The organism is Arthrobacter sp. UYCo732 (assembly GCF_040547265.1).
In the GTDB taxonomy this organism is placed as follows: Bacteria; Actinomycetota; Actinomycetes; order Actinomycetales; family Micrococcaceae; genus Arthrobacter.
The window spans coordinates 251,113-271,746 of the sequence record NZ_JBEPPJ010000002.1 but is presented as its reverse complement, the minus strand read 5'-3'; the positions used below and the strand labels follow the sequence as shown (position 1 = coordinate 271,746).

General features: G+C 62.9%; 25 protein-coding genes. 1 reads left to right on the top strand and 24 read right to left on the bottom strand.

Going from position 1 to position 20,634, the window contains the following annotated elements; all coding sequences use genetic code 11:
* Positions 1–480: 480 nt before the first annotated feature.
* From ABIB45_RS04740 to nrdI, 20 genes are all read right to left on the bottom strand, one after another.
* Complete coding sequence (locus tag ABIB45_RS04740; protein ID WP_354214790.1) at positions 481–894, bottom strand: hypothetical protein; 414 nt, start codon at positions 892–894, stop codon at positions 481–483.
* Between the two features lie 100 nt (positions 895–994).
* Entirely contained in the window at positions 995–2,107 is a 1,113-nt protein-coding gene (locus ABIB45_RS04735) for an AI-2E family transporter (RefSeq protein WP_354214789.1), read from the bottom strand.
* 183 nt (positions 2,108–2,290) lie between these two features.
* Positions 2,291–2,605 (bottom strand): hypothetical protein, encoded by a 315-nt coding sequence (locus ABIB45_RS04730; protein WP_354214788.1) that lies wholly within the window; start codon positions 2,603–2,605, stop codon positions 2,291–2,293.
* Between the two features lie 110 nt (positions 2,606–2,715).
* Positions 2,716–3,360: a hypothetical protein gene (locus ABIB45_RS04725; protein ID WP_354214787.1), complete on the bottom strand. Its 645-nt coding sequence runs from the start codon at positions 3,358–3,360 to the stop codon at positions 2,716–2,718.
* Between the two features lie 143 nt (positions 3,361–3,503).
* Positions 3,504–5,111: a vWA domain-containing protein gene (locus ABIB45_RS04720; RefSeq protein WP_354214786.1), complete on the bottom strand. Its 1,608-nt coding sequence runs from the start codon at positions 5,109–5,111 to the stop codon at positions 3,504–3,506.
* Entirely contained in the window at positions 5,108–6,307 is a 1,200-nt protein-coding gene (locus ABIB45_RS04715) for a toxic anion resistance protein (protein WP_354214785.1), read from the bottom strand. Before ABIB45_RS04715 ends, ABIB45_RS04720 begins: the two co-directional genes overlap by 4 nt.
* An 11-nt stretch (positions 6,308–6,318) precedes the next feature.
* On the bottom strand, positions 6,319–7,476 hold the full coding sequence (locus ABIB45_RS04710) for a hypothetical protein (RefSeq protein ID WP_354214784.1): 1,158 nt from the start codon (positions 7,474–7,476) through the stop codon (positions 6,319–6,321).
* A gap of 198 nt (positions 7,477–7,674) precedes the next feature.
* Positions 7,675–8,169, bottom strand: a complete 495-nt coding sequence (locus ABIB45_RS04705) for a hypothetical protein (RefSeq protein ID WP_354214783.1) — start codon at positions 8,167–8,169, stop codon at positions 7,675–7,677.
* Positions 8,170–8,294: 125 nt separating this feature from the next.
* A complete protein-coding gene (locus ABIB45_RS04700; protein WP_354214782.1) occupies positions 8,295–8,798 on the bottom strand; it encodes a hypothetical protein in 504 nt (167 codons plus the stop codon).
* A 111-nt stretch (positions 8,799–8,909) separates the two neighbouring features.
* Positions 8,910–9,506, bottom strand: coding sequence for a hypothetical protein (locus ABIB45_RS04695; RefSeq protein ID WP_354214781.1), 597 nt, complete (start codon positions 9,504–9,506; stop codon positions 8,910–8,912).
* Between the two features lie 17 nt (positions 9,507–9,523).
* Complete coding sequence (locus ABIB45_RS04690) at positions 9,524–9,916, bottom strand: SLOG family protein (RefSeq protein WP_354214780.1); 393 nt, start codon at positions 9,914–9,916, stop codon at positions 9,524–9,526.
* The gene (locus tag ABIB45_RS04685) at positions 9,916–10,206 is read right to left on the bottom strand and encodes a hypothetical protein (RefSeq protein ID WP_354214779.1); all 291 of its coding nucleotides are present in this window, start codon (positions 10,204–10,206) and stop codon (positions 9,916–9,918) included. Before ABIB45_RS04685 ends, ABIB45_RS04690 begins: the two co-directional genes overlap by 1 nt.
* Positions 10,203–10,556: a hypothetical protein gene (locus ABIB45_RS04680; RefSeq protein ID WP_354214778.1), complete on the bottom strand. Its 354-nt coding sequence runs from the start codon at positions 10,554–10,556 to the stop codon at positions 10,203–10,205. The genes ABIB45_RS04685 and ABIB45_RS04680 overlap by 4 nt, the downstream gene beginning before the upstream one ends.
* Positions 10,557–10,561: 5 nt before the next feature.
* A complete protein-coding gene (locus ABIB45_RS04675; protein ID WP_354214777.1) occupies positions 10,562–10,987 on the bottom strand; it encodes a hypothetical protein in 426 nt (141 codons plus the stop codon).
* Between the two features lie 62 nt (positions 10,988–11,049).
* Entirely contained in the window at positions 11,050–11,448 is a 399-nt protein-coding gene (locus tag ABIB45_RS04670) for a hypothetical protein (RefSeq protein WP_354214776.1), read from the bottom strand.
* A 161-nt stretch (positions 11,449–11,609) separates the two neighbouring features.
* Positions 11,610–12,587, bottom strand: a complete 978-nt coding sequence (nrdF, locus tag ABIB45_RS04665) for a class 1b ribonucleoside-diphosphate reductase subunit beta (RefSeq protein WP_354214775.1) — start codon at positions 12,585–12,587, stop codon at positions 11,610–11,612.
* A gap of 124 nt (positions 12,588–12,711) precedes the next feature.
* Positions 12,712–13,755 (bottom strand): hypothetical protein, encoded by a 1,044-nt coding sequence (locus ABIB45_RS04660; RefSeq protein ID WP_354214774.1) that lies wholly within the window; start codon positions 13,753–13,755, stop codon positions 12,712–12,714.
* A 343-nt stretch (positions 13,756–14,098) separates the two neighbouring features.
* The gene (locus ABIB45_RS04655; RefSeq protein WP_354214773.1) at positions 14,099–14,596 is read right to left on the bottom strand and encodes a hypothetical protein; all 498 of its coding nucleotides are present in this window, start codon (positions 14,594–14,596) and stop codon (positions 14,099–14,101) included.
* Positions 14,597–14,688: 92 nt separating this feature from the next.
* Positions 14,689–16,839, bottom strand: a complete 2,151-nt coding sequence (gene nrdE, locus ABIB45_RS04650; protein ID WP_354214772.1) for a class 1b ribonucleoside-diphosphate reductase subunit alpha — start codon at positions 16,837–16,839, stop codon at positions 14,689–14,691.
* Positions 16,836–17,258 (bottom strand): class Ib ribonucleoside-diphosphate reductase assembly flavoprotein NrdI, encoded by a 423-nt coding sequence (gene nrdI / locus ABIB45_RS04645; protein WP_354214771.1) that lies wholly within the window; start codon positions 17,256–17,258, stop codon positions 16,836–16,838. The genes nrdE and nrdI overlap by 4 nt, the downstream gene beginning before the upstream one ends.
* Before the next feature lie 222 nt (positions 17,259–17,480).
* Between nrdI and ABIB45_RS04640 the strand changes: the two genes are divergently transcribed.
* Positions 17,481–18,080 (top strand): hypothetical protein, encoded by a 600-nt coding sequence (locus tag ABIB45_RS04640; RefSeq protein WP_354214770.1) that lies wholly within the window; start codon positions 17,481–17,483, stop codon positions 18,078–18,080.
* A 62-nt stretch (positions 18,081–18,142) separates the two neighbouring features.
* On the opposite strand, the gene ABIB45_RS04635 is transcribed toward ABIB45_RS04640, so the two are convergent.
* The 4 genes from ABIB45_RS04635 to ABIB45_RS04620 form a co-directional block, all read right to left on the bottom strand.
* Positions 18,143–18,487, bottom strand: coding sequence for a hypothetical protein (locus ABIB45_RS04635; RefSeq protein ID WP_354214769.1), 345 nt, complete (start codon positions 18,485–18,487; stop codon positions 18,143–18,145).
* A 218-nt stretch (positions 18,488–18,705) separates the two neighbouring features.
* Complete coding sequence (locus tag ABIB45_RS04630) at positions 18,706–19,623, bottom strand: hypothetical protein (protein WP_354214768.1); 918 nt, start codon at positions 19,621–19,623, stop codon at positions 18,706–18,708.
* 199 nt (positions 19,624–19,822) lie between these two features.
* Positions 19,823–20,020, bottom strand: coding sequence for a hypothetical protein (locus tag ABIB45_RS04625; protein ID WP_354214767.1), 198 nt, complete (start codon positions 20,018–20,020; stop codon positions 19,823–19,825).
* 33 nt (positions 20,021–20,053) lie between these two features.
* Positions 20,054–20,617, bottom strand: coding sequence for a 3'-5' exonuclease (locus ABIB45_RS04620; RefSeq protein ID WP_354214766.1), 564 nt, complete (start codon positions 20,615–20,617; stop codon positions 20,054–20,056).
* Between the last annotated feature and the right edge of the window lie 17 nt (positions 20,618–20,634).

Genomic DNA, 20,634 nt, shown 5'->3' with positions numbered 1-20,634 from the left:
AGCCGATCACGGGCGTTCCGTGCTCCTGCACACAGGAGGGGGTCGGACCCCCGACCCCCCTGTGAGTTCCAGATAAAAAGAAGGAGCCGGGAAGTTGAACTTCCCGGCTCCGTTATGTTGAAGCGCCGCGCCCCTCGGGATTTGAACCCGCCCGGATTGCCCCAGTAGTGGCTCGACACACTGTCGGCTCGGCACTTCTCATCCGTCGGCTAGGTCCGGAGGCCACGGTCTCGGGCCCTTTGGCTGTATGTACGGGATTCGGACCCGCTGGGTGTTTTCTCACGCTCCCCTATCGGGTTGCGTGGTCCGGCGTCATGCCCACCTGCTCACCAACTCACTGCCCAGGGGGACGGATGCCGATCCGTCTACCTGTCCGTCCTGCGGGGCGCGCTTTCCCCGTTCTTCGGATGCCCGGCTTCCCGGGCTTGAACTTCATGTGTGCGGAGGCGGGAATCAGCCTCACCGCCACCGACCAGTCGGTCAGATGCCTTGGTAATCCCCGGAGCTTTGTTCCGGAACAACCCATTGGCCATTCTTGGTCCGGTTGCCGCGCATGACGCCGAACATCGTGTCCGTCATCCCGGCAGGATCGCCGCCGCACCGGACGAAATCTTCCCGTGTGCGCCGCCCGGAACGCAGGCTGCTCCGGGTGAAGATGACTGCCCCCAGCACCGCACCGATGCAGGCAGCGACCAGGTAGAGGATCTCCGCTTCAGGGGAGAACGGGAGCAGGGCGCAAGACAGTGCGGCGGCTCCGGCCCCAATGGACAGGAACATGCCGACCGCGACGGCGCCGCGAAGTCCAGCGTTGCTGGGCCGGTCAATGTGGACGAACTTGCTCGGGTCAACGGGGGCCGGCCCTGTCCTGGCCCTTCGTCCGGATGGTGCGGTCATGTGGTGATGCTCTCTGTCGTGTAAATTCTTCGGCTTGGCAGCTCCGCCCCGGGACAGCCCACGATACGGTGGGTGCTATTCACCGGGCGTCAGCGGATGTTCACGCGGGCACCGTTTCGGGCTGCTGGGTCTCCTGCGGATCGGGCAGCAGCACTGAGGTGTCCTGCCCGGACCAGACCTTGATGACGGCCCAGCCGACGGCGGTCAGCGGGACCGACAGGACCGCGCCGATGATCCCGGCAAGGATTGTTCCGACGGTCAGTGCCAGCAGGATGACGAGCCCGTGGACCGCCATGGCCTTGCCCATAAGCACGGGCTGGAGGAAGTTGCCTTCCAACTGGTTGACGATCACAACGACGGCCAGTACGATGATCGCCCCGACGGGGCCGTTGGAGACCAAAGCCACCAGGACGGCCAGAATTCCCGCCGCGGTGGCGCCGACGAGCGGGATGAAGCCGCCGACGAAGGTCAGGACGGCCAGCGGCAATGCGAGGGGTACCTGCAAGATAGCCAGGGCGGCGCCGATGCAGACAGCGTCAACGGCGGCGACGGCAGCTGTCCCGCGGACGTAGCCGCCCAGGACTTCCATGCTGCGCCTGCCGGCCAGTTCCGCCTTGGCCCGGTGGTCGCCGCCGAATCCGCGGAGCATGAATCTCCAAATGTGCTCCCCGTCTTTGAGGAAGTAGAACAGGACCACGGCCAGGAGGACGAAGCCGGTGATGAAGGATGTGACTGCGCCGAGCCCGGTCAGGGCACCGGAGCTGAAACTGGAGCTGGTGAGGTAGCCGACGGCGGTGTCCCGCGCATTCTCCATGGCCTGCGCGTCCAGCTGGAACGGCCCGTTCTTGACGAAGCCGAGGGTCTGGTCGAACCCTTCTGTGGCGTGGGCGATCAGGTCTGGCATCTCGCGGCGGACCGCGATGACGATGCCGAAGATGGTGCCGCCGAAGACGGCGAGCAAGCCCAGGAAAGAGACGCCGGTCGCCGCCGCGGAGGGAAGCCCCCGCGCCTTGAGCCAGGTCACGAGCGGGGCGATCGCCGCGGTGAGGATCAGGGCCAGCAGGATGGGGATCACGACAAGGCTGACGGCGAGAAGACCGTAGATGGTGACGCCTGCCAGTGCGAGGATCAGCAGGATCTGGGCGGCTCGGGTGCCGGCGCGGCCGAGGGTGTCGGACCAGGTTGCCCCGGTGGCGGACGGGCGGACGGTCATAGAAAAGCTCTTCTCATGGTTGGGGTGTCTGCTTGAAAGCATGCGTAGAGATGGGTTGGGGGCTTCGGAATGACCTGTATGTCTGTTGATGCTGCTGGCGCACCCGTAATTCTGGCTGCCGGCTGCAGCGGTTATGCGCGATGGGACAGGCGTTGCACCGGCGATGTGGAGCGTTTGAAGAAGTCAGCCTTTGGCGGCCTTGCAGGCAACTTCAATGCGCTGGGCCGCCTCTGGGTTTCGCTTGGCGTCGGGGCTATCTGTCATGAGCAGGTAGATCGCGTGCATGTCGGCTTTTACCGTGTCCGGGGCCTTGTCCAGCATGTCTTTTAGTTGGTTGCCGTACCTGGAGTGGATCTGGTCGTCGTTGGACGAGCTGATCATGAGACTGGTCAGGGTGTTGTACTCAGAACATGCTTCCGCCGTGCTCAACTTCGGGGCGCAGGATGTCATCGTCAGCAGCGCAACAATCGATGCGAGCACGCACAGAAGCTTCTTCATGTTTCCCCCCAGTTCGAGCTAACGATTCCTGCTGATCCTATTGGCAGAATAGCTTTTTGCCCTCACCGTCACGAAACCGGTTCCGGTTCAACAGGAACCAGGCACGGTTGTCAGATGTCGAGGCTGGAGGGCCGGAATTTGTCTTCCAGGAACCGGCCCTGATTGGCCAGTGCCGAGGAGTCGTTTTCCACGACCGCGTCCAGGATCTTCCCTGCTTCCCGGGCCAGGATGTCCAGCTGTCCGAGGAGCTCCTCGTGGGCGGACTTCTTTCCGGTCTGACGGGAGCTCATGGCGTAGGTGCGTGGCAGGTTCAGGTAGGTTTCCAGCGACGTTGGAAGGTAGTCGTGGATGGTGGACTCGACGACGTTCAGCTGCTGGGGTGAGCCTCTGAGTGCCTCCCCCCGGTCCAGAATGTCGTGGAGCAGTCCGGTGAGGGCGTCCACCTTTGCGGTGACGTCCTGGCCGAGCCGGTTCCGGTTTGGCAGCAGCCGGCGGTCCAGCGCGGCCAGGTCCTCCTTGAGTTTGCGGAGGTCGGTGCTGGAGCCAAGGGCGCCGGTGAAGTTCACCTTCTCGGGCGGGGCCAGCAGGGCCCCTGCGGCGTAGAGGCCGATGATCACGGCGGGCCAGAAGGGGCCAAGGCCGAGTGTGAGTTCGGCCAGTACGCCGGCGCTGGCCAGTCCCATGCCGGTCAGGTTCTTGGTTGTGCCTGCCCAGGCTGGGACCCGTGAGAGGATCCCGGTGAAGTTGCTGGCCACGAGGCCACCTTTCAGAAGCATTCGTATTCGAGGTTCGGTTCTGCACCCTATGTGTGCGGCATGATCGTCAGCCCTCCCCTGCTGGAGGCGGAAACTGTGATGCCCCGGCCGGGAGCGGTCGGGGCATCACAGGTGGAGTCGGGCTACTGGTAGCCGCGGATCTCGCGGAAGACAGAATTCAGGTCGGAGCTGCGGGCGTCGAACGCCTTGCCGCCGGTCAGGGAGGCTACTTCCTGGAGTTCCTTGACGTTACCTTCACCGAAAATGATCACGAAGACCGGGATCTGTTTGGCGGCGGCGCCGAGGCTGGCGTAGTGGTTCTTGAACCGCTTCAGGTCCATGCCGTCCCGGTTTTCACCGTCGGTCATCAACACGATAGAGGTGAAGGTGTCGGGGTTGCTGGTTGCCTGGGCTTCGGCTTCCTCGAGTGCCTTCACGAGCGAGTCGTAGATCGCTGTCCCGCCCGCGGCGTTGAAGCCGGAGACGGTGGAGGAGATGCGTCCCAGTTCGGCGGCCTTGTCGGCTTCCGGGATGGTGAACCGTGCGGTGGCACCGACGCGGTCGTTGAACGGGATCAAGGTGACGTGCTCACGGGTCTGGAAGGACGCGAAGGAGCCGGTGGTCGAGGCATCCGCGCCGGAGAGGTTCTTCAGCGCCGATTTCAGCTGGGCGATCCGTTCGCCGCTCATGGACCCGGACGTGTCCAGGGAGAAGACCGTCTGGGAGGGCTTCCGGATGGTGCCGAGGTAGCTCTCGATGAGCTGGTGGGCGACCGTGAGGGTGTTCGGGAAGGGCTGCTCCACGAGGGGCTGCTTGCCGAACTTGTCCGTCAGGGCGATACCGGGAACCGCGGGGCGCCGGGCGGTGGTGTCCATGATGGTCTGCTGACTTGAGGGCTTGAGCAGCCATTCGGTCAGGATTTCAGCCTTGGCTTTCTTGGCGTCGCTGGCCGCAGCCAGAATGGACAGCGGGTAGTCGGCCGTGATGACGCCGTCCGCTGGTGTGACCTTCGTCAGGCTGTCACCGAGCGCGGTGGTGTCCATGCCGGCGATCACTGATTCGTAGTTGATGATCCCGTCAATGTCGGTGCTGGTCTGGAACTTGTCCGAGAGCCATCCCGATGAGCCGGCGGTGAGCTTCTGTCCGGAGAAGAAGCTCGTCAGTGACGGGGTGTACTCTTTGATGTTCTCCGCGGTCAGCGAGTTGCCGGTGTTGGCCAGGCCGGTAGCGACGGCCACCAGGGCGGAGAATCCGGAGTTGGAGGCGGCCGGGTTGGCCATGCCGTACCGGAAGTCGCCACCGGCTGCTGCGGTGGAAATTTCCGCCCAGGTGGGTGCCTTGGTGTTCCAGCCGAGCTTCGTCGCTACCTTCGACTTCACGCCCAGGATCACCGGGGAGGTCATGATCTTCGTGGCGGAGGCGACCTTGTCTTTGGCTCCGGGGAGGAGCGTCAGGTAGCGGTTGGACGGGAACCAGACAGCGTCGTACTTGCCATCAGCGGCGCCATCGGCGACGGTCTGCGTCCCTTCCAACGTCCCGGCGTAGTCGAAGTGGACCTTCACACCGGTCTCCTTGGCGGCTGCTTCGAGGATCGAGCCCATGTCTTTGAGCTCACTGCCGGCAAGGATCTGGAGAGTATCCGGGTCCGTCCGCGCCTGGTCGGCGGCCGAACCGGCACCGCACGCGCCCAGGGTCAGGACCAGGATGAGGGTGGAAGCGGCGACGCCGGCCCCCTGGGTGAAGCGGCTCATGAGAGTCCTCCGATTGACTTCTGACCCTCGTTGGCACGGGTGCGCTCAAGGTAGGTGCCGGCCTTGCCGATCTGTTCCTGCAATGCGTCGACCGTGATCTGCATGGACTCGACAGCCTGGAGCTTGTACGTGTCGACGGCGTCGATCGTGTCGTATATGTTCTGGAATGCGGTCTGCAGGGTCTCGATGCTGATCGTCGAGGATGCGGCCTGCTGGTGGATCTGTGCGGTCTGGTCCTTGAGCATCACGGACGTGGACAGGATCATGCTCTCGGTGGTGCTGTTCAGCGCCGTGATCTGGTCCAGGACCATCTTCTGACTGGTCAGTGCCTGTGCGACGATGACGGCAGTGCGCAGGGCCGCGACGGTGGTGGTGCTTGCCCGGTCGACGCCTTTGAGGAGTTCCTTGTTGTTGTTGCGGACCAGGTCCAAGGCCATGTAGCCCTGCGCGGCGACGGACTGCTGGGTCAGCAGGTCCTGGTGCTTCCGGCGCACCTCGAACAGGACGTCGGAGGACAGTACCTTCGCACGTTCCGGGTCGGTAAGCCGGAGAGATTCGATCCGAGTGTCCAGTTCGGCGTCGAGGGCGCTGACGAGGGCGACCTTCTGCTGAAGCTTGCCCATGGTTTCCCAGAGACGGGTCTTCTCACCTTCGATGTCGGCGTTGTCTTTCAGAAGACCGTCCGCGCCCTTGTCGAGGGACTTCAGGATGGCGTTCAGGTGCGACTGTGAGGACTGGTAGCGGGCGAAGTAGTTGCGCAGCTGGTTCTTCACACCGAACAGGTCGCCGAAGAAGCCACCCTTCATCTTGGACGGGTCGAGGTCTTCGACGGTGAAACGAAGCTTCGCGAGCCCGTCTGCGACCTGGGCCTGAACGTCGCCGCCCTTGCCTTTGGACCCGGCGAGGGCCTGGCTGGGCCGTTCCAGCATCCGGTTGGACATCTGTGAGGACGCAACGATTTCCGCGTTCCCGAGCTTGGCGATGTCGTCGATCTTGCGGGAGAAGACCGGGTCTTTCGTGTCGATAGTCATGAGGCTGGAGACGAAGTCCGCGGCCTCCTGCTTGATCTTGAGCGTGGCGGCATCTTCGAGTGGCACCACATTGGTGGCCTGCTCGGTGGTGACAACCGCAACGGCTGACGGAGGAGTCAGGACGAGGGCTCCCGCTGGTGGCGTGAGGCTCAGGGATTCGGTCATGGTTGGTCCTTCTACTTCTTGGTGACGGCGTCGCCGTCAGCGGTCGGGGCCGGGGTATTGGCGGGGTCGTATTTGGCGCTGATCTTGTCGATGAGCGACTCAAGCACCTCGTAGGTAGGGGCATCGGCGACATCAACCAGCGGCTCGGGCAATGGCAGGTTGTGTTCCTGCAGGGCGTTTTCGAGCTTGCTCCGGTCTGCGGGACGGAACCCGTGCTGGGCTTCAAGTGTCATCAGGTCAGGGTCGGAGAGGAGCAGCTGACCGATGGCACTGCCGCTGTCGGTCAGAGCAATGACAGTGTGCTTTGAAAGGACTGTGGCTTGTGGGTACATCAGGACCATGTCCGGGGACATGGCCTTTGACCCGGTCTCGGACATCTGCTGGCCCAGGAACTGGGATTCGTAGATCATCACCATCGGCTTCGAGCCCATGCCTTGAGAAAGGTAGTCCCCAAACGGCCCGCCTGAGGATGCCTCGGAGAATCCCTGATTGAGGAACAACCCGGCCATTTCGGGCAGGACGGTATCTCCGGAGAAGGAGCCGGAAAGGACGTTGTTGCCGTTCGCCGTGTAGGAGGCAATGGCCAGGTACATGGCAGCAGAGTTGGATGAGCGGATGTCGGTTGAGGTCATCAGGACGCTGCGGTTGGAGTTGTAGAGTTCGGCGGCTCCTGGAAGCTGGTTCCATCGTTTGCCCTCTTTGACTGCGTTCAGATAGGCCTTCATGTCCAACGTCCAGGTGCCTTTGGAATCCTGCCGGGCGATGCCAGCGTTCTTGAGGAGCTGGGCGACCGGCTTGAAGGTTGCGACGGCCATTGGTGAGAAGAACGGCGAGTAGGTTCCCTTCACGGTCCTGCCAATGGCGATCTTGTCCGCGGCCGGGGCTGAGGACGGGAAGGCAAAATCGCTAGTGGCCAGTGCGGGGCTGGTGGCGATCTGGCGTGAGCCTGCGGTCTTGACCCGTACGTCATAGCCTCGTGCGGCGAAGACGGCCTTGACTCTCGGGTCATCGAAGAATTCCTTCTTCTCGGAGCCGATGACTCCGGTGACGACCTTCAGTGGCTCGCTGGCAGTGCCTGCGGAGGCTGACATCTTCGGCACGATCACAGCCGCGACGACGCCGACCAGCAAGACGCCGGCCAGGATGATGCCGATGAGGCGCTTTTTCATGCGGTTGCTTTCTGTTGGTGTGGCTTCAGGGCGAAGGCCGTCAACGGTCAGCGGCCTTGGTTATTTGAGGCTCATGTGTGCGGCATCGTCGGCAGCAGTCACCGTGCGGCGGGCAGCCGGCCGGGTCACGGCACGAAAAAGCCCGCCGGCGCCCGGTTTCCAGGCGTCTTGCGGGCTTTTTCTGTGTGCTCGTTCGGGTCAGGTCCCGGCGGCCGCTGAGTCAAGTTTGTCGGCCATGGACCGGACAGTCCCGTCGCTCAGGCACCCTGTCGCCGTACTGGTTGTGAGCGGTTCCGGTGTCGGGATGAGGTCGGTGACGAAGAAGTGCTGTCCGGTGGCGGACCGGCTGATGACCACGAAGCAGGTGCCGCCCTGACCTGACCCGACGTCGAAGCGGCGTGGACCGGATGCTGCCCGGTAGGCGGGCAGGTAGCCGCCGGCTTCGAGGCCTTCGAGGTCAGTGAACTTGCCGTCCATGATCCTGGCGAGGCCCTGCGCGGTCCCGACCTGTGCCGCGTTTTGCCGGGCGGCGCTGTCCTGGGCGATTGGCATGAGCCCGGATACCGACGAGGCGGCCACGCCGCCGACGACTGTCATGACACCGAGCCCGACCATGGCCGCGGTGGCGTTGATAACACCTGCCTCGGATTTGACGAGGTCAACGGGGCTATCTAAGCGGAGCGATCGGGGCATCTTGGGACCTCACAGATCGGGACAGTGACCCCCAGTGAATCAGCGGGGGACGACATTGACCTTTCCGGAGTGACCTTGCCTCGGATTGGAACGGCTTCGCCCTGCCCGGGTTCCCGGACGAATGCTCAGAGCGCGTGTCCGCCGATGCCGGCGATCATGTCCTGGGCCACGGTGTCGGTGACACACTCAAGCGCTGCGTGGTCAGTGAGCTCTTTGGGCGTGGGTGCGGTGTCGCTGTTGAAGAACAGTCTGCCCGTTTCCGATTTGGAGATGCCCGCGAAGCAGCTGCCGTTGGCATCGGTGCCGACAGCCAGGGTGTCCCCGCCGTTGAGGAGGGTGGCGCCTTTGAGTCCGGCTTTGTCTCTGAAGACTCCGTCCCTGACTTTGGAGACTCCCTCAGCGGTGGTCAGGGCCGCCAGGTCCTGCTTGGACTCCAGGTCCTGGGAAAACGGAATGACACCGAGCACGGACACCAGCACGCCTGCGGTGAGGACACCGACGATAACTACGCCGACCAGAATCGATGGAAGATCGAACGCGCCAGCAGTGGAGCGGAGGGCGGTAGCGGCCGAGGGTAGCCGCCGTGCCCGGCGGTGGGGGTCCTTCTTGCGTCGGGGCGATGGTTTCAAGCTGGATCTCCTGGCCACGAATTGGTTGCGAGCTTCGATGTATATCGAAAAACATGCGTAGATTCCCTGAGCTCACACCTCTGACCGGCGGTGGGCCGTTAGGAAGTCGCTTCAGCGGCGGTCCCGGCCGGCAGAGACGACACGGTCCACGGCCTTCACAGCCGACCGGGTGTAGAGGCCGTGCCCGATGACGAACGCGAGAGCGTCCTGCTCGGTCGATGGGGCACCGCGTTCAAGGAACAGGCCGGTGCGGAAGTGTTGCGCGTCAGGGATCAGCAAAGTGGAGTAGGCGACGTCGGCGTCCCGGAGCACTTCCTCGAGCCTGCAGCGCGGCGGGACCAGGTAGGGGTAGCGGCTCGCTTCGACGAGTGACGCGATCCGGTGATGGTCGGTGAAAGCCAGGTGCCGGTGGACGGCCGAAGCGGAGCGCGCAGTATTGACGGTGTCATTGGGCGCACCAGCGTAGTCGTAGTCGTGGAACAGGGCGGCCAGGAACACCAGGTCCGTCTCCTCTGCGGTGAGTTTCTCGCCGTCCGCCAGTTCCAGGACGGCCAGCGCGACCACGAGCATGTGCGGGGTGCCGTGGTAGGGCAGCTCGGCAGACGGGTTGTCGTCCAGGGCTGAGAGTACGGCCTCAGCGTGCCCGGGGAAGCGTGCACGCAGTTCGGTGGCGCAAGCCTCCCGCCGCTCCAGATCGACCGGTCGCATTAAATGGGGTGCTGCCATCAGCCGGCCGAGGAGGCTTCATGGACGGTGAACGGGATACCTTTGCGTTGGGCATAGCGGAGGCAGTGACTGGCACCGCCGGAGCCGTCGAGGATGAAGGCGATGATGTGGTCCGGTGCGGTGTCGACCATGGCTTTGTTGCGGGTGTAGCCGGCGCCCATGTCTTGGCTGCCGTCCGGTTTCCGCCACTTGGCGGGATGCAGTTCTAGTGTCAGCCCGTTGTGGGCCCAGACTTCCTCGCAGATCTTGTCCGCTCCTTTGGGGCACTTGCCGGAGACGAGGACGGCGTCGGGGTCACGGCCGGTGGAGTCCCACCAGGTGCGGAGTGCGTCCCGGATGACGGCTCGGTCAGTCCAGCCGCGCGAGCCGGTGATGAGTAGACGCGGGGGCATCAGAAGTCATCCCCATTGTCATCGGATGCGCCTTTCATGGCGGCTTCGGCGGCATTTCGGGCGGCGGCGGATTTGGCCCCGTCTCGCCCGGCAAGGCACAACTGAGCGTAGGCAATGAGGTTCCCCGTCTGGAGGTGCTCGTTGGTTTTTGCCTGCTCTTCGGCAACGGCAAGGATGGCCCGGGTCTGGGTGACAGCGAGGGCGGTGGCTTCCGTCGGCGGCGTTCCGCGGTCCACGATGGCGCGGATTTCCTTTAGCCCGTCCATAGCCGCCTGATAGTGGTCATTCATTTCTGTCCTTCGGTGGAGGGGAATTCGAAAGGGGTTCCGTCGGCGTTCAGGATCGCCTCGAAGTACGCGCCGCAGGGTGAATCTCCCTCGCCGCAGATGGCGCAGACCGCAGAGACGGAATCGCTGCCACAGGTCTCGCAGCCACCGCACATGCCGGGGTTGATCTCGGTGAACGTGTGGGCTTTCAGCAGCGCCTGGCGGGCACCGGTCTCGTCAGTTCCGAGGAGCCCGGCGATGTGGGCGAGGTAGCCGGCGTGCCCGCGGTCGCCGCACTCACAGACTGTGTTTCGCGTGGCCTCGTCGAATCCGATGTTGTGGGTGACCATCAGCGGGTCAGGTGTCTCGGTCAATGTGCTCAGTCCATCTTTGGGGCGAACGCCCACTCAAGGCGGCACGGCTGGTCGGTGGTGCGGCAGGCACGGAAGTAGCTGATAGCTTTTCCGGCGTCCTGGCCGAAAAGGGTGATCCTGTCGAGGGCAGGGGCTGCGTTCATGCCGCGGTACTCTCCGGGTTTTTGAACCGTCCAGCCGATCCCCGGAGTTTCCTTCTGGGGCCAGGTGAGCATTCCGACGGCTGCCAGGTTGGCGGCGTGGGTTACGAACGGTTCCATCCGTTCTTCGCGGGTTTCCTGTCGGTTGCCGATCCAGTCGTTCCAAGATTCTCTGATGTCGCCGACTACCGCGAACGTGCGGCGAGCAAGCAGCTCGGCGGCGAACTCGGTAAGCAGCTGGTTCTCCTCCTGCGGCGGATATTCGGCCGACTTGGCTTCGGAGTAGGTCATTGAGGCCTCCTTGTGGGTCTGTCCCCAGTCATGTGTGCGGACAGCCCAGTTGCCCGACCCGCCTAACGGCAGACCATGGCGTAGGTGTGGGGGTCCGAAATCCCGGGGAACGGTGCGTCCGTGCGGGTGTCGTCGCTGACCAGGATGTCGCGGACGATTCCGATGACCGTTGCACGAAGCTGCAGGGTCTCCCCCGACACGGTGGGCCAGCCAATCGCGGTGAAGACATCACTGACGTCGGAGGTGGCATCCCAAAGGACGCCCATGAACTGGTCCTGCAGGTGCACGGTAAATTCCGGTACGCGGCCGCGTAGATGTTGCCGCATGGCTTCGTCGGCGAGCCAGGACGCCGCCCACGAAGTCGACTCGAAGAACAGGTTTTCGTAGGCGCCGTCGGAGACCGCCCATCGGTACTCTCTTGCTGTGGCTGCGGCCGGCCGGGCCTCGGTGAGTGTGCTCATGCTTGGTATGTGTGCGGACCTGGTCCGATCCGGGCACAGAAGGGCGGCCGGGTTTCTCCGACCGCCCCGTAAGCTATTGTCGTCCGTATTCGGCGATTTGAATCATGGCTCGAAATATTAAAGACTCAACAGCACCAAAAGCAGAACTTTAGACAGCTTTTTTAGAAATTCCAGTCCTCCGATTCGGTGGCAACCGCTTTCGACGACCCGACGATATAGCTTGAGCCCGACCCACTGAAGAAATCATGGTTCTCGTCAGCGTTCGGTGACAGTGCGGACAGGATCGCCGGGTTCACGTTGGTGGTGTCCTTGCCGAACATCGGTTCGTAGCCGAGGTTCATGAGTGCCTTGTTGGCGTTGTAGTGCAGGAACTTCTTGACGTCCTCAGCCAGGCCGACGCCGTCGTACAGGTCGTGCGTGTACTGGACTTCGTTTTCGTACAGCTCGAAGAGCAGGTCGAACGTGTAGTCCTTCAGCTCTTCCCTCCGCTCCTCGGAGACCTTTTCGAGGCCCTTCTGGAACTTGTAGCCGATGTAGTAGCCGTGCACGGCCTCGTCCTTGATGATGAGGCGGATCAGGTCGGCAGTGTTCGTCAGTTTGGCGCGCGAGGACCAGTACATCGGCAGGTAGAACCCGGAGTAGAACAGGAAGCCTTCAAGCAGGGTGGAGGCGATCTTCCGCTTGAGCGGGTCGTCGCCCTGGTAGTAGTCCATGACGATTTTCGCCTTCTTCTGAAGGTGCTCGTTCTCGACCGACCAGCGGAATGCCTCGTCGATCTCCTTGGTGGAGGCCAGCGTGGAGAAGATCGAGGAGTAGCTCTTGGCGTGCACCGATTCCATGAACGCGATGTTCGTGTAGACGGCTGCCTCGTGCGGGGTGATGGCGTCCGGGATGAGGGACACGGCGCCGACGGTGCCCTGGATGGTATCCAGCAGCGTCAGGCCCGTGAACACGCGCATGGTGAGCAGTTGCTCTTCCGGGGTCAGGGTGGCCCAGGACTGGACGTCGTTGGACAGAGGGATCTTCTCCGGCAGCCAGAAGTTGTTGACCAGGCGGTTCCAGACGTCAACGTCTTTTTCGTCCTGGATGCGGTTCCAGTTGATCGCGTGGGCCTGTTCGACGAGCTTGAGGGCTCCCATGGTGTTCTCTTTTCGTGGTGCTGGATGGTCGGCATGAGCCGGCGGTATTTCGTGGTGTCTGGGGTTCCCTATGCGGCCGGAAGGCCGACGGGCGATTTGGGGCTCGAGTTGACGCAAAAGAGCGTCAGGCCTCGTCGCCTTGGACGATCCCGCGGAAGACTTCGGTGGGAAGCCCGAGGCTCGCCGCGCATTCGGCCAGGAAGGCTTCTTCGGGGTCGACGACCGCCGGCGTGCCTGCGCCAACGACCGGGAGGTCGGAGATGGTGAGGCCGTCTGGTCCTACGCCGATCCCGATGCTCATGCTTCCGCCGGCGGGGATGCCGATGACTTGTGCGTCGCCGACATCGATGCCAAGGCCGGCCAGGATTGCTGCTCCCATACTGGAGGGCCCGCCTGTCGACGCCTGCTGGTCCGGATAGACCCGCCCGGTCGTTGCCTCCGGAACAGAGTGGCCATAGCTGGCAGCTTTGTTCAACACCGCGCCCAGCATGCCGGGAACGTCGTCCTCGGTCATCCCGGCTGCCGTGGCCAGGGCACGGCGCACCTGCTCGCTGGGGGTAGCGGTCCCGGAATTCCAGTCAACCTCGAATTCCTCGTTGAATGCCTCAAACGCGTCGTAGGACGTCCGGCGGATCGAGTCGTGGAGGGCCGCGAACGGCGAGCCGGCGAAGGCTGTCGATACGGCCAGCAAATCGACTAGCTCAGCGACGGGGTTCGGAACGTTGGTGGTGCGGTGGAGCATTACTGGCGGCCAGGCTGGTTCGCTTCCGTCCACGGCAATGAAGCGGGCGCCTTCCTTGAAGGAAACCCCCGTCTTGACCTCCGCGGCAGTTGCCGTGACAGTGAGTCCATGACCGGTAACGGTCAGCGCCAGCGCGTCCCCGGCTTCGGGGCCGGCTGTCGCAGCCCAGTCGCCGGTGACGCCGCGTGCGCCCCGCTGAAGGGCGGACAGCAGCACGAGCTGTCGGTCGGTGAGCTGGCCATGGTCCACCGTGATGGGGCCTGAAGGGTCGTGTCCGTGGAGATGATCGTCGGCCAGTGCCTTACCCCACCATGTCTTGAGTTGTCGGGCCTGCGCGGAAGGGTCGGCGCCGGCAAAATCGAACATGGGGTTGATGTTGTCCAGGTGTTCGATGGCGGACTGGAGCTGGCGGTAGTAAGCGTTCATGAGGCTTTATGTGTGCGGCGCCCTCGCCGCGCCTGCCCGGGCAGCAAATTGCCCCGGCCGGAACCGGGGCAATTCGCCGGACCTTCGATGGCCGCTCAGCCCGCAGATCGGTTTAGCCCACATGGGCAAGTAACTCGGGGGCGGCCAGCCGGAGCCCTTCACCGGCTATGTGTGCGGCGTACGGACCGGGTGTCTTCACGCCTGGGCGGCCCGCTTCCTGCTGAGGCGGTAGCGGATGTTGTTGAGAGAGCCCGGGCTGGCAATGAGGAGGACCCGGCACGGAAAGGGGATCAATTAGTTGCCGAAGCAGCCGGGGCTCTTCGTGTTGGTGCTAATCGCGGACTCAGGAGAGGCGGAGCTCCTGCCAAGCGGCCGAGATGAGCGTCTCTGCCTCGCGCACGGTAGACGTCTCGACATAGCCTCGCCTGCGTACGCTGATGGGCAGCCCTGTTGATTTGGCGGTGACGGTGACCCCGACGACGTAGAGACCGTCGAAGTCGTCGCGCATCGCCGCTTCGAGCTCATCACCGCCGTAGGTCGTGAGGATGTCGACCATTTGTGCGGATGCTCGGGCCTGCTCGTCCCCGCTGAGTGGCGAGAGCCCGGCATCGGCGATCATGAAGGCCGACACTGAGAACCGCCGATCCGATGCGAAGCTGGCGAACCGGATCAGGTCCTGGCTCCCCAGCTGGAGTCCTCTGCAGCGGGGCTGCGTGGGCCGTTCGGTGCCGATGATGCGCAGAGCGATGCTGCCGCCCTCGGACGGGAACAGCACGGCCTGGGACGCGCCGGTCATGAGGTCGTTGTCGTAAGAGGTGTTCAGATCGTTGCGGATGCCCATCTGGGCTATGTGTGCGGCAGCTGTCGACGCCCTGCTCGCATGCCGAAAGCCCCGGCAGCGCGGTGCTGCCGGGGCTTCAGTAGGTCAGGCTGTCAGAGCTGACAAGAGACGCAATTTTCCACCTCGGTTCCTTCCAGCGCGAGCTGGCGGAGACGGATGTAGTAGATGGTCTTGATGCCCTTCTTCCAGGCGTAGATCTGGGCCTTGTTGATGTCGCGCGTGGTGGCGGTGTCCTTGAAGAACAGCGTCAGGGACAGGCCCTGGTCCACGTGTACGGTCGCTGCCGCGTACGTGTCGATGATCTTCTCGTAGCCGATCTCGTAAGCGTCCTGGTAGTACTCCAGGTTGTCCTCGCTCAGGTACGGCGCCGGGTAGTAAACGCGGCCCAGCTTGCCTTCCTTGCGGATCTCAATCTTGGACGCCACCGGGTGGATCGAGGAGGTGGAGTTGTTGATGTAGGAGATTGAGCCGGTCGGCGGGACGGCCTGCAGGTTCTGGTTGTAGATGCCATGCTCCATGACGGAGGCCTTGAGGGCTTCCCAGTCCGCGATGGTCGGCAGGGTGATGCCTGACTTTGCGAACAGCGCGGTGGCACCCTCGGTTTCGGGCAGCCAGCTGCGGGTGACGTACTTGTCGAAGAACGTCCCGGAGGCGTAGGTTGACCGCTCGAAACCTTCAAAGGTGCTGCTGCGTTCGATGGCCATCAGGTTGGAGGCGCGGATGGCGTGGAAGGCCACCGCGGCGAAGTAGGAGCTGACGAAGTCGAGCGCCATGTCTGAGCCGTAGTAGACGTGTTCGCGGGCCAGGTAGCCGTGCAGGTTCATCTGGCCCAGGCCGATGGCGTGGGACATCCTGTTGCCGCGGGCGATGGATTCAACTGCGGTGATGTTGGACTGGTCGGACACCGCGGTGAGGGCCCGGATTGCGGTTTCGACGGTGTCGCCGAGGTTTCCGCCGTCCATGGCCTTGGCGATGTTCAGGGAGCCAAGGTTGCAGGAGATGTCCTTGCCGATGCCCTCTTCCTCATAGTTGAGGTTTTCGTTGTAGGTCGTCGGGGTGGAGACCTGCAGGATCTCGGAGCAGAGGTTGCTCATGATGATCTTGCCCTCGATCGGGTTGGCCTTGTTCACCGTGTCCTCGAACATGATGTACGGGTAGCCGGACTCGAACTGGATCTCTGCGAGGGTCTGGAAGAACTCGCGCGCTTTGATCTTGGTCTTCTTGATCTTCGCGTTGTCGACCATCTCGTAGTACTTCTCGGTGACGTCGATGTCCGAGAACGGCATGCCGTAGACCTTCTCGACGTCGTAGGGCGAGAACATGTACATGTCCTCGTCCTTCTTGGCGAGCTCGAACGTGATGTCCGGGATCACGACGCCGAGGGAGAGGGTCTTGATGCGGATCTTCTCATCGGCATTCTCACGCTTGGTGTCCAGGAACCGGTAGATGTCCGGGTGGTGGGCGTGCAGGTACACGGCGCCGGCCCCCTGGCGGGCACCGAGCTGGTTGGCGTAGGAGAAGCTGTCTTCGAGGAGCTTCATCACGGGGATGAGACCGGAGGACTGGTTCTCGATCTGCTTGATCGGGGCGCCGGTTTCGCGGACGTTGGTCAGGGCGAAGGCTACGCCGCCGCCGCGCTTGGACAGCTGCAGGGCGGAGTTGATGGAGCGCGCAATCGACTCCATGTTGTCTTCGATGCGGAGCAGGAAGCAGGAGACGAGCTCGCCGCGCTGCTTCTTACCCATGTTCAGGAACGTGGGGGTGGCCGGCTGGAAGCGGCCGTCAACGATTTCGTCGACGATCTTTTCAGCCAGGGTTTCGTTGCCGTCGGCCAGGCCGAGGGCGACCATGGCCACGCGGTCTTCGTAGCGTTCCAGGTGACGCTTGCCGTCGAAGGTCTTCATCCCGTAGGAGGTGTAGAACTTGAACGGGCCCAGGAAGGTTTCGAAGCGGAACTTCTTCGCGTAGGCCCGCTTGAACAGGCTCTTGATGAAGGCGTCGCTGTACTTGGCGAGCAGTTCGGCCTCGTAGTACTGGTTCTTCACCAGGTAGTCGAGCTTCTCCTCCAGGTCATGGAACCAGACCATGTTCTGGTTGATGTGCTGCAGGAAGTACTGGCGTGCGGCCTCGCGGTCAGCGCCGAATTGCATCTTGCCGTCAGCATCGTAGAGGTTCAGCATGGCGTTCAGCTCGTGATAGCCGAGGCCCTTGTAGGCCTCCGGAAGCAGATCGTCCTTGCTCACGCGTTCTGGCGCGAGGGTGTTCGTTTCCAAAATTTCTCCAATCCAGTTTGGACACGCTCCACGTCTTCCGGGGTGCCCATAAGTTCTACTCGGTACAACAGTTGTGTGCGGCACTTGGCCGCGATGACATCCCCTGCAATGCAGTAGGAGTCATGGAAGTTCGTATTCCCTGCAGCGATGACTCCGCGGATGAGAGCCCGGTTGCCTTCGACATTGAGGAATTTGATGACCTGCTTCGGCACCGCCCCGCCCTCCGGGCCGCCCCCGTAGGTGGGAGTGACCAGAACGAACGGTTCGGTGGCGATCAGGGTGTCCTCGGCGGTGAACAGTGGCAGCCGTTGAGCTGCGATGCCGAGTTTCTGAACGAAGCGGTGGGTGTTGTCCGAGGTGGAGGAGAAGTAAATCAGGTTCTCCGTCACCAGCAGTACCGCCCTTTCTCGTGGACCAGGTTCAGGTCCTTGGTATCCCCCTATGCGTCCCGGCGGACGACGGGCGTCGGTGGACTCAGCAGGCAAGGGTTCGCTGCTTGGGGCAGCCCGTGTCATGTGTGCGGCAATCCCAAAACGCTCAACCATTGACACATTGCTGAATTGTTGACTATGGTTCAATAACTAACCGCCGAAGAAGAAACGAGCCACCGAATGCCCGCTCCGTCGATTACCCTGACCCCTGCTCCGGCACTCATCGAAGAAGAGTTCACTATGAACGCGGCCTCCACGTTCCTGGGCACCCATAAGCGGAACATCGAAAAGCTGCGCGCCGCCGGCTACCTGGACGACCTGACCCTTGCCTCACTGACCCCGATCCGCACGGCGGACTTCGTTTCGGCGGATAAGAAGCTCCCGCTCATCCAGACAGCACCGGCTGAGGTGGCCGTCGAAGAAACCGACTGGCGCAATTGGTACGGCGACTCCCCATCCCTGAGCAATGAGGACTGGATCAACGCCCAGCGGGGTGACTGGACCGGCGCCGGAGCTGAGAGGATCGAAAAGGTCCAGTACCTGGCGGTCGGCCTTGGCGGGATCATCACCGGGGCAACCCGCGTGATCAAGGCGGTTCCCTCCAGCGATCCGCGCAAAGCCCGCTTCGAGCTTCAGCTCCTCGGCCGCCTCACCGGGGACCTCAAGTCAGGTGACGTCACCTTCAACGAGGAAGCATCCGAAGACGACCTGACCTTCGCCCACTCAGTAGTCGGCAAGCGTTACGAACCCCGTGCCGGCGGCAGCGTCATGTGGCTTTAGCCTCTGCCGAGACGACAGAAGCCCCGGTCACCGTCATGCGGTTGCCGGGGCTTTTGCGACCGTTAGCGCATCATGCAGCCGCGGTGGGGCATGACGTGGGTCCGGTGCGAGGTGCAGCAGTGGTTTTCGTGATCGCAGCCGACGTACTCGTAGTCGTCAGGCAGGGTGGTGTCGACCGGGACGCGGTCCCGGTATTCCCGGCCGTCGGCGTTGGAGGTCAGAATGACGGAGCGGCCGGAGCGCAGCCCGGTCAGGGTCCACAGGGAGCCGTCGGATTTGTCCTTGTAGACGTGGCCGATGCCCACTTCGATATGGAGCTGGGGAACGGCGACGGTCTCGGCGGACAGCTTCAAGGGGATGCCGGTGCGGACACCGGGGCGGGCTTGTTGGGGTGCGTTCTCTTCCATGCAGCCCATGTGTGCGGCAGCCTTCCGACCCCTCCCCTGCTTCAGCGGAACAAGCAGCCCATGTTCCGGTGGGGTGCAACCACTCAATGTGGACCGTCGGCACTCTCGCTGTAACCCCAGGATGAGGATCTCTTGCCGGTCCCCGTGCGGAGTGCACGAAGAGAAAGCGAAAGGGCAGGACATCGCAAAGGATGTCCCGCCCTTTGTGAGCCGGTCGCCTAAACGGCGTCCTGATTCGCAAAATCTCGTGTGTCGAAATCAGTTTTGGATTCAAAACCGATGATCCTCAGGCCTCCGGGCTCCTTAGCCACCACTACGTTCGCATAGCCCTTTGCACGGTATACGTTCTCGCCGTTGCCGTCCTTAAGCTTGTCTGTGGCGTACTTGGAGGCCAGTACCTCGTCGCCAGTCATGCCGACGTGCTGTCCCACGAAGGCAGCTCCGTTTACGTCATCGACCCGGTATCCGGCATTGAATTCGATGCTGTACTTCAGGTACGTGACCAGCCCGGCCTCGATCGGCTCATTGATGAGGTTTCCATTCTGATCGACCTCATCAACAGGGTCGCCATTTTCATCAACAAAGCCGCTACCTGCCACGTCCAGGTCCAGATCCTTCAGGCGGGGAGAACCGTCGTGGATGAGGGTGGGGATGAATTTGTTAGCTCCGAAATTACCGAGGATTACCTTTGTCTCGCCGGGGTTTTGGCTTGTCTGCGGAAGGATGCTTTCGGAGAAGTAGTCCTTGCCAGTGGCAGCGTGCCAGCTCGAGAATTCCGTATCTCCACCCTCAAGGGCGGCTGAGTCAAGGAATTCCTGTGTCATGTAGTCAACGGCCAGTTTCTGGGCGGCAGTAGCTTCCGGAATCATCCAGCCCCAAGCGTCCCGATGAGCAAGCGGTGCGTAGTTGTAGGCGGGATCCTTCTCGCTCAGCTTGATCCTTTCGTAGGTACCGGAGGGTGTTGTCACCATTTCGCCGCTGCCCACCGCGTCCCCATAGGACGAGGCAGCCTCGACGGCGCCGGCAACGCCAGTACCCCCCGGGCTCGGGAGCATGCTGCAGCCCGTGGCGGTCAGCGCCAGGACAGCCAGCAGGCCGGTGATCGTAATTGCTTTGCTGCGTGATGCGATAGTCAAGTCAGCCCCCAATAGGCGTAGAAATGTCAGGTAAACCTGTCGTGAAAGTGGACCTAGTTCTGGGCCCAGTGATCTTCGAGGGCGTACGCGAGGGGTCCCTTATTGACGCTACCTTCCTTTTATCGGATTGTGGTGACGGCGCGGGGCGCCCCCGCTCCTGCCCCCTCATGTGTGCGGCAGTCGCCCGTGCCTCCCCCGGTCAGGCCACCAGCTCGTACTCGGATCCCAGTTCGGTCCACGTGACGTAACCGCGGCGTTCGCAGCCGGCCCCATAGAATTCCTCAACCAGGCCGATGAGTCCGGAGTCGCAGATCCTTGTGACGGCCCAGGTGCGGCCGGTGGAGTGTTTGCGGTAGCGGGCGCCGACGGCGGACGCGTCGAGCGTGAGTGTGGTCATGCCTTCCCTGTGTGCGGTTGCGGGAGAGTATCGTCAGCCGATGCCCAGGTCTGCGTAGAGGCCCCGGATGGATGTCGCCTGGTGGCGGCGTCCGATCTCGATGGCGATGCGGGCGCAGGTAAGCGCGTCGGCCCCGGCATCGTGCAGGGTGAACTCGGGAAGCCCTAGATGCTCGGCCACAAGGTGAAGCTTGTGTTTGCCCAGCCGTAGCGCGGTCCGGGACAGTGTCTCGGTGCAGCGCAGCTCGTTCGTCGGTGGTTTCAGGCCAGCGATCTGGAAGGAGCGGCGGAGCACGTCGGCGTCGTAGCCGATGTTGTGGGCAAGCACCGGACCGTCACCAATGAGGCCGGCTAGCTTGCTCATGGACTCGGTCAGTGAAGGCGCGTTGAGCACCATCGAGGCATCTATGCCATGGATGCGGGTCGTGAAGGCGTCGAACGTCTCGAGGCCGGTGTACGGCCGAATCAGCCAGGATCGGCTGTCCGTCACCAGTCCGTCGCGCACCGTGGTGATGCCGATGGCGCAGGCGGAGGCGCGGTCGGAGTTGGCTGCTTCGAAGTCGATGGCCGTGAAGTTTAGGCCGGGAAGTGTTTCCATGCGGGTGATGTGTGCGG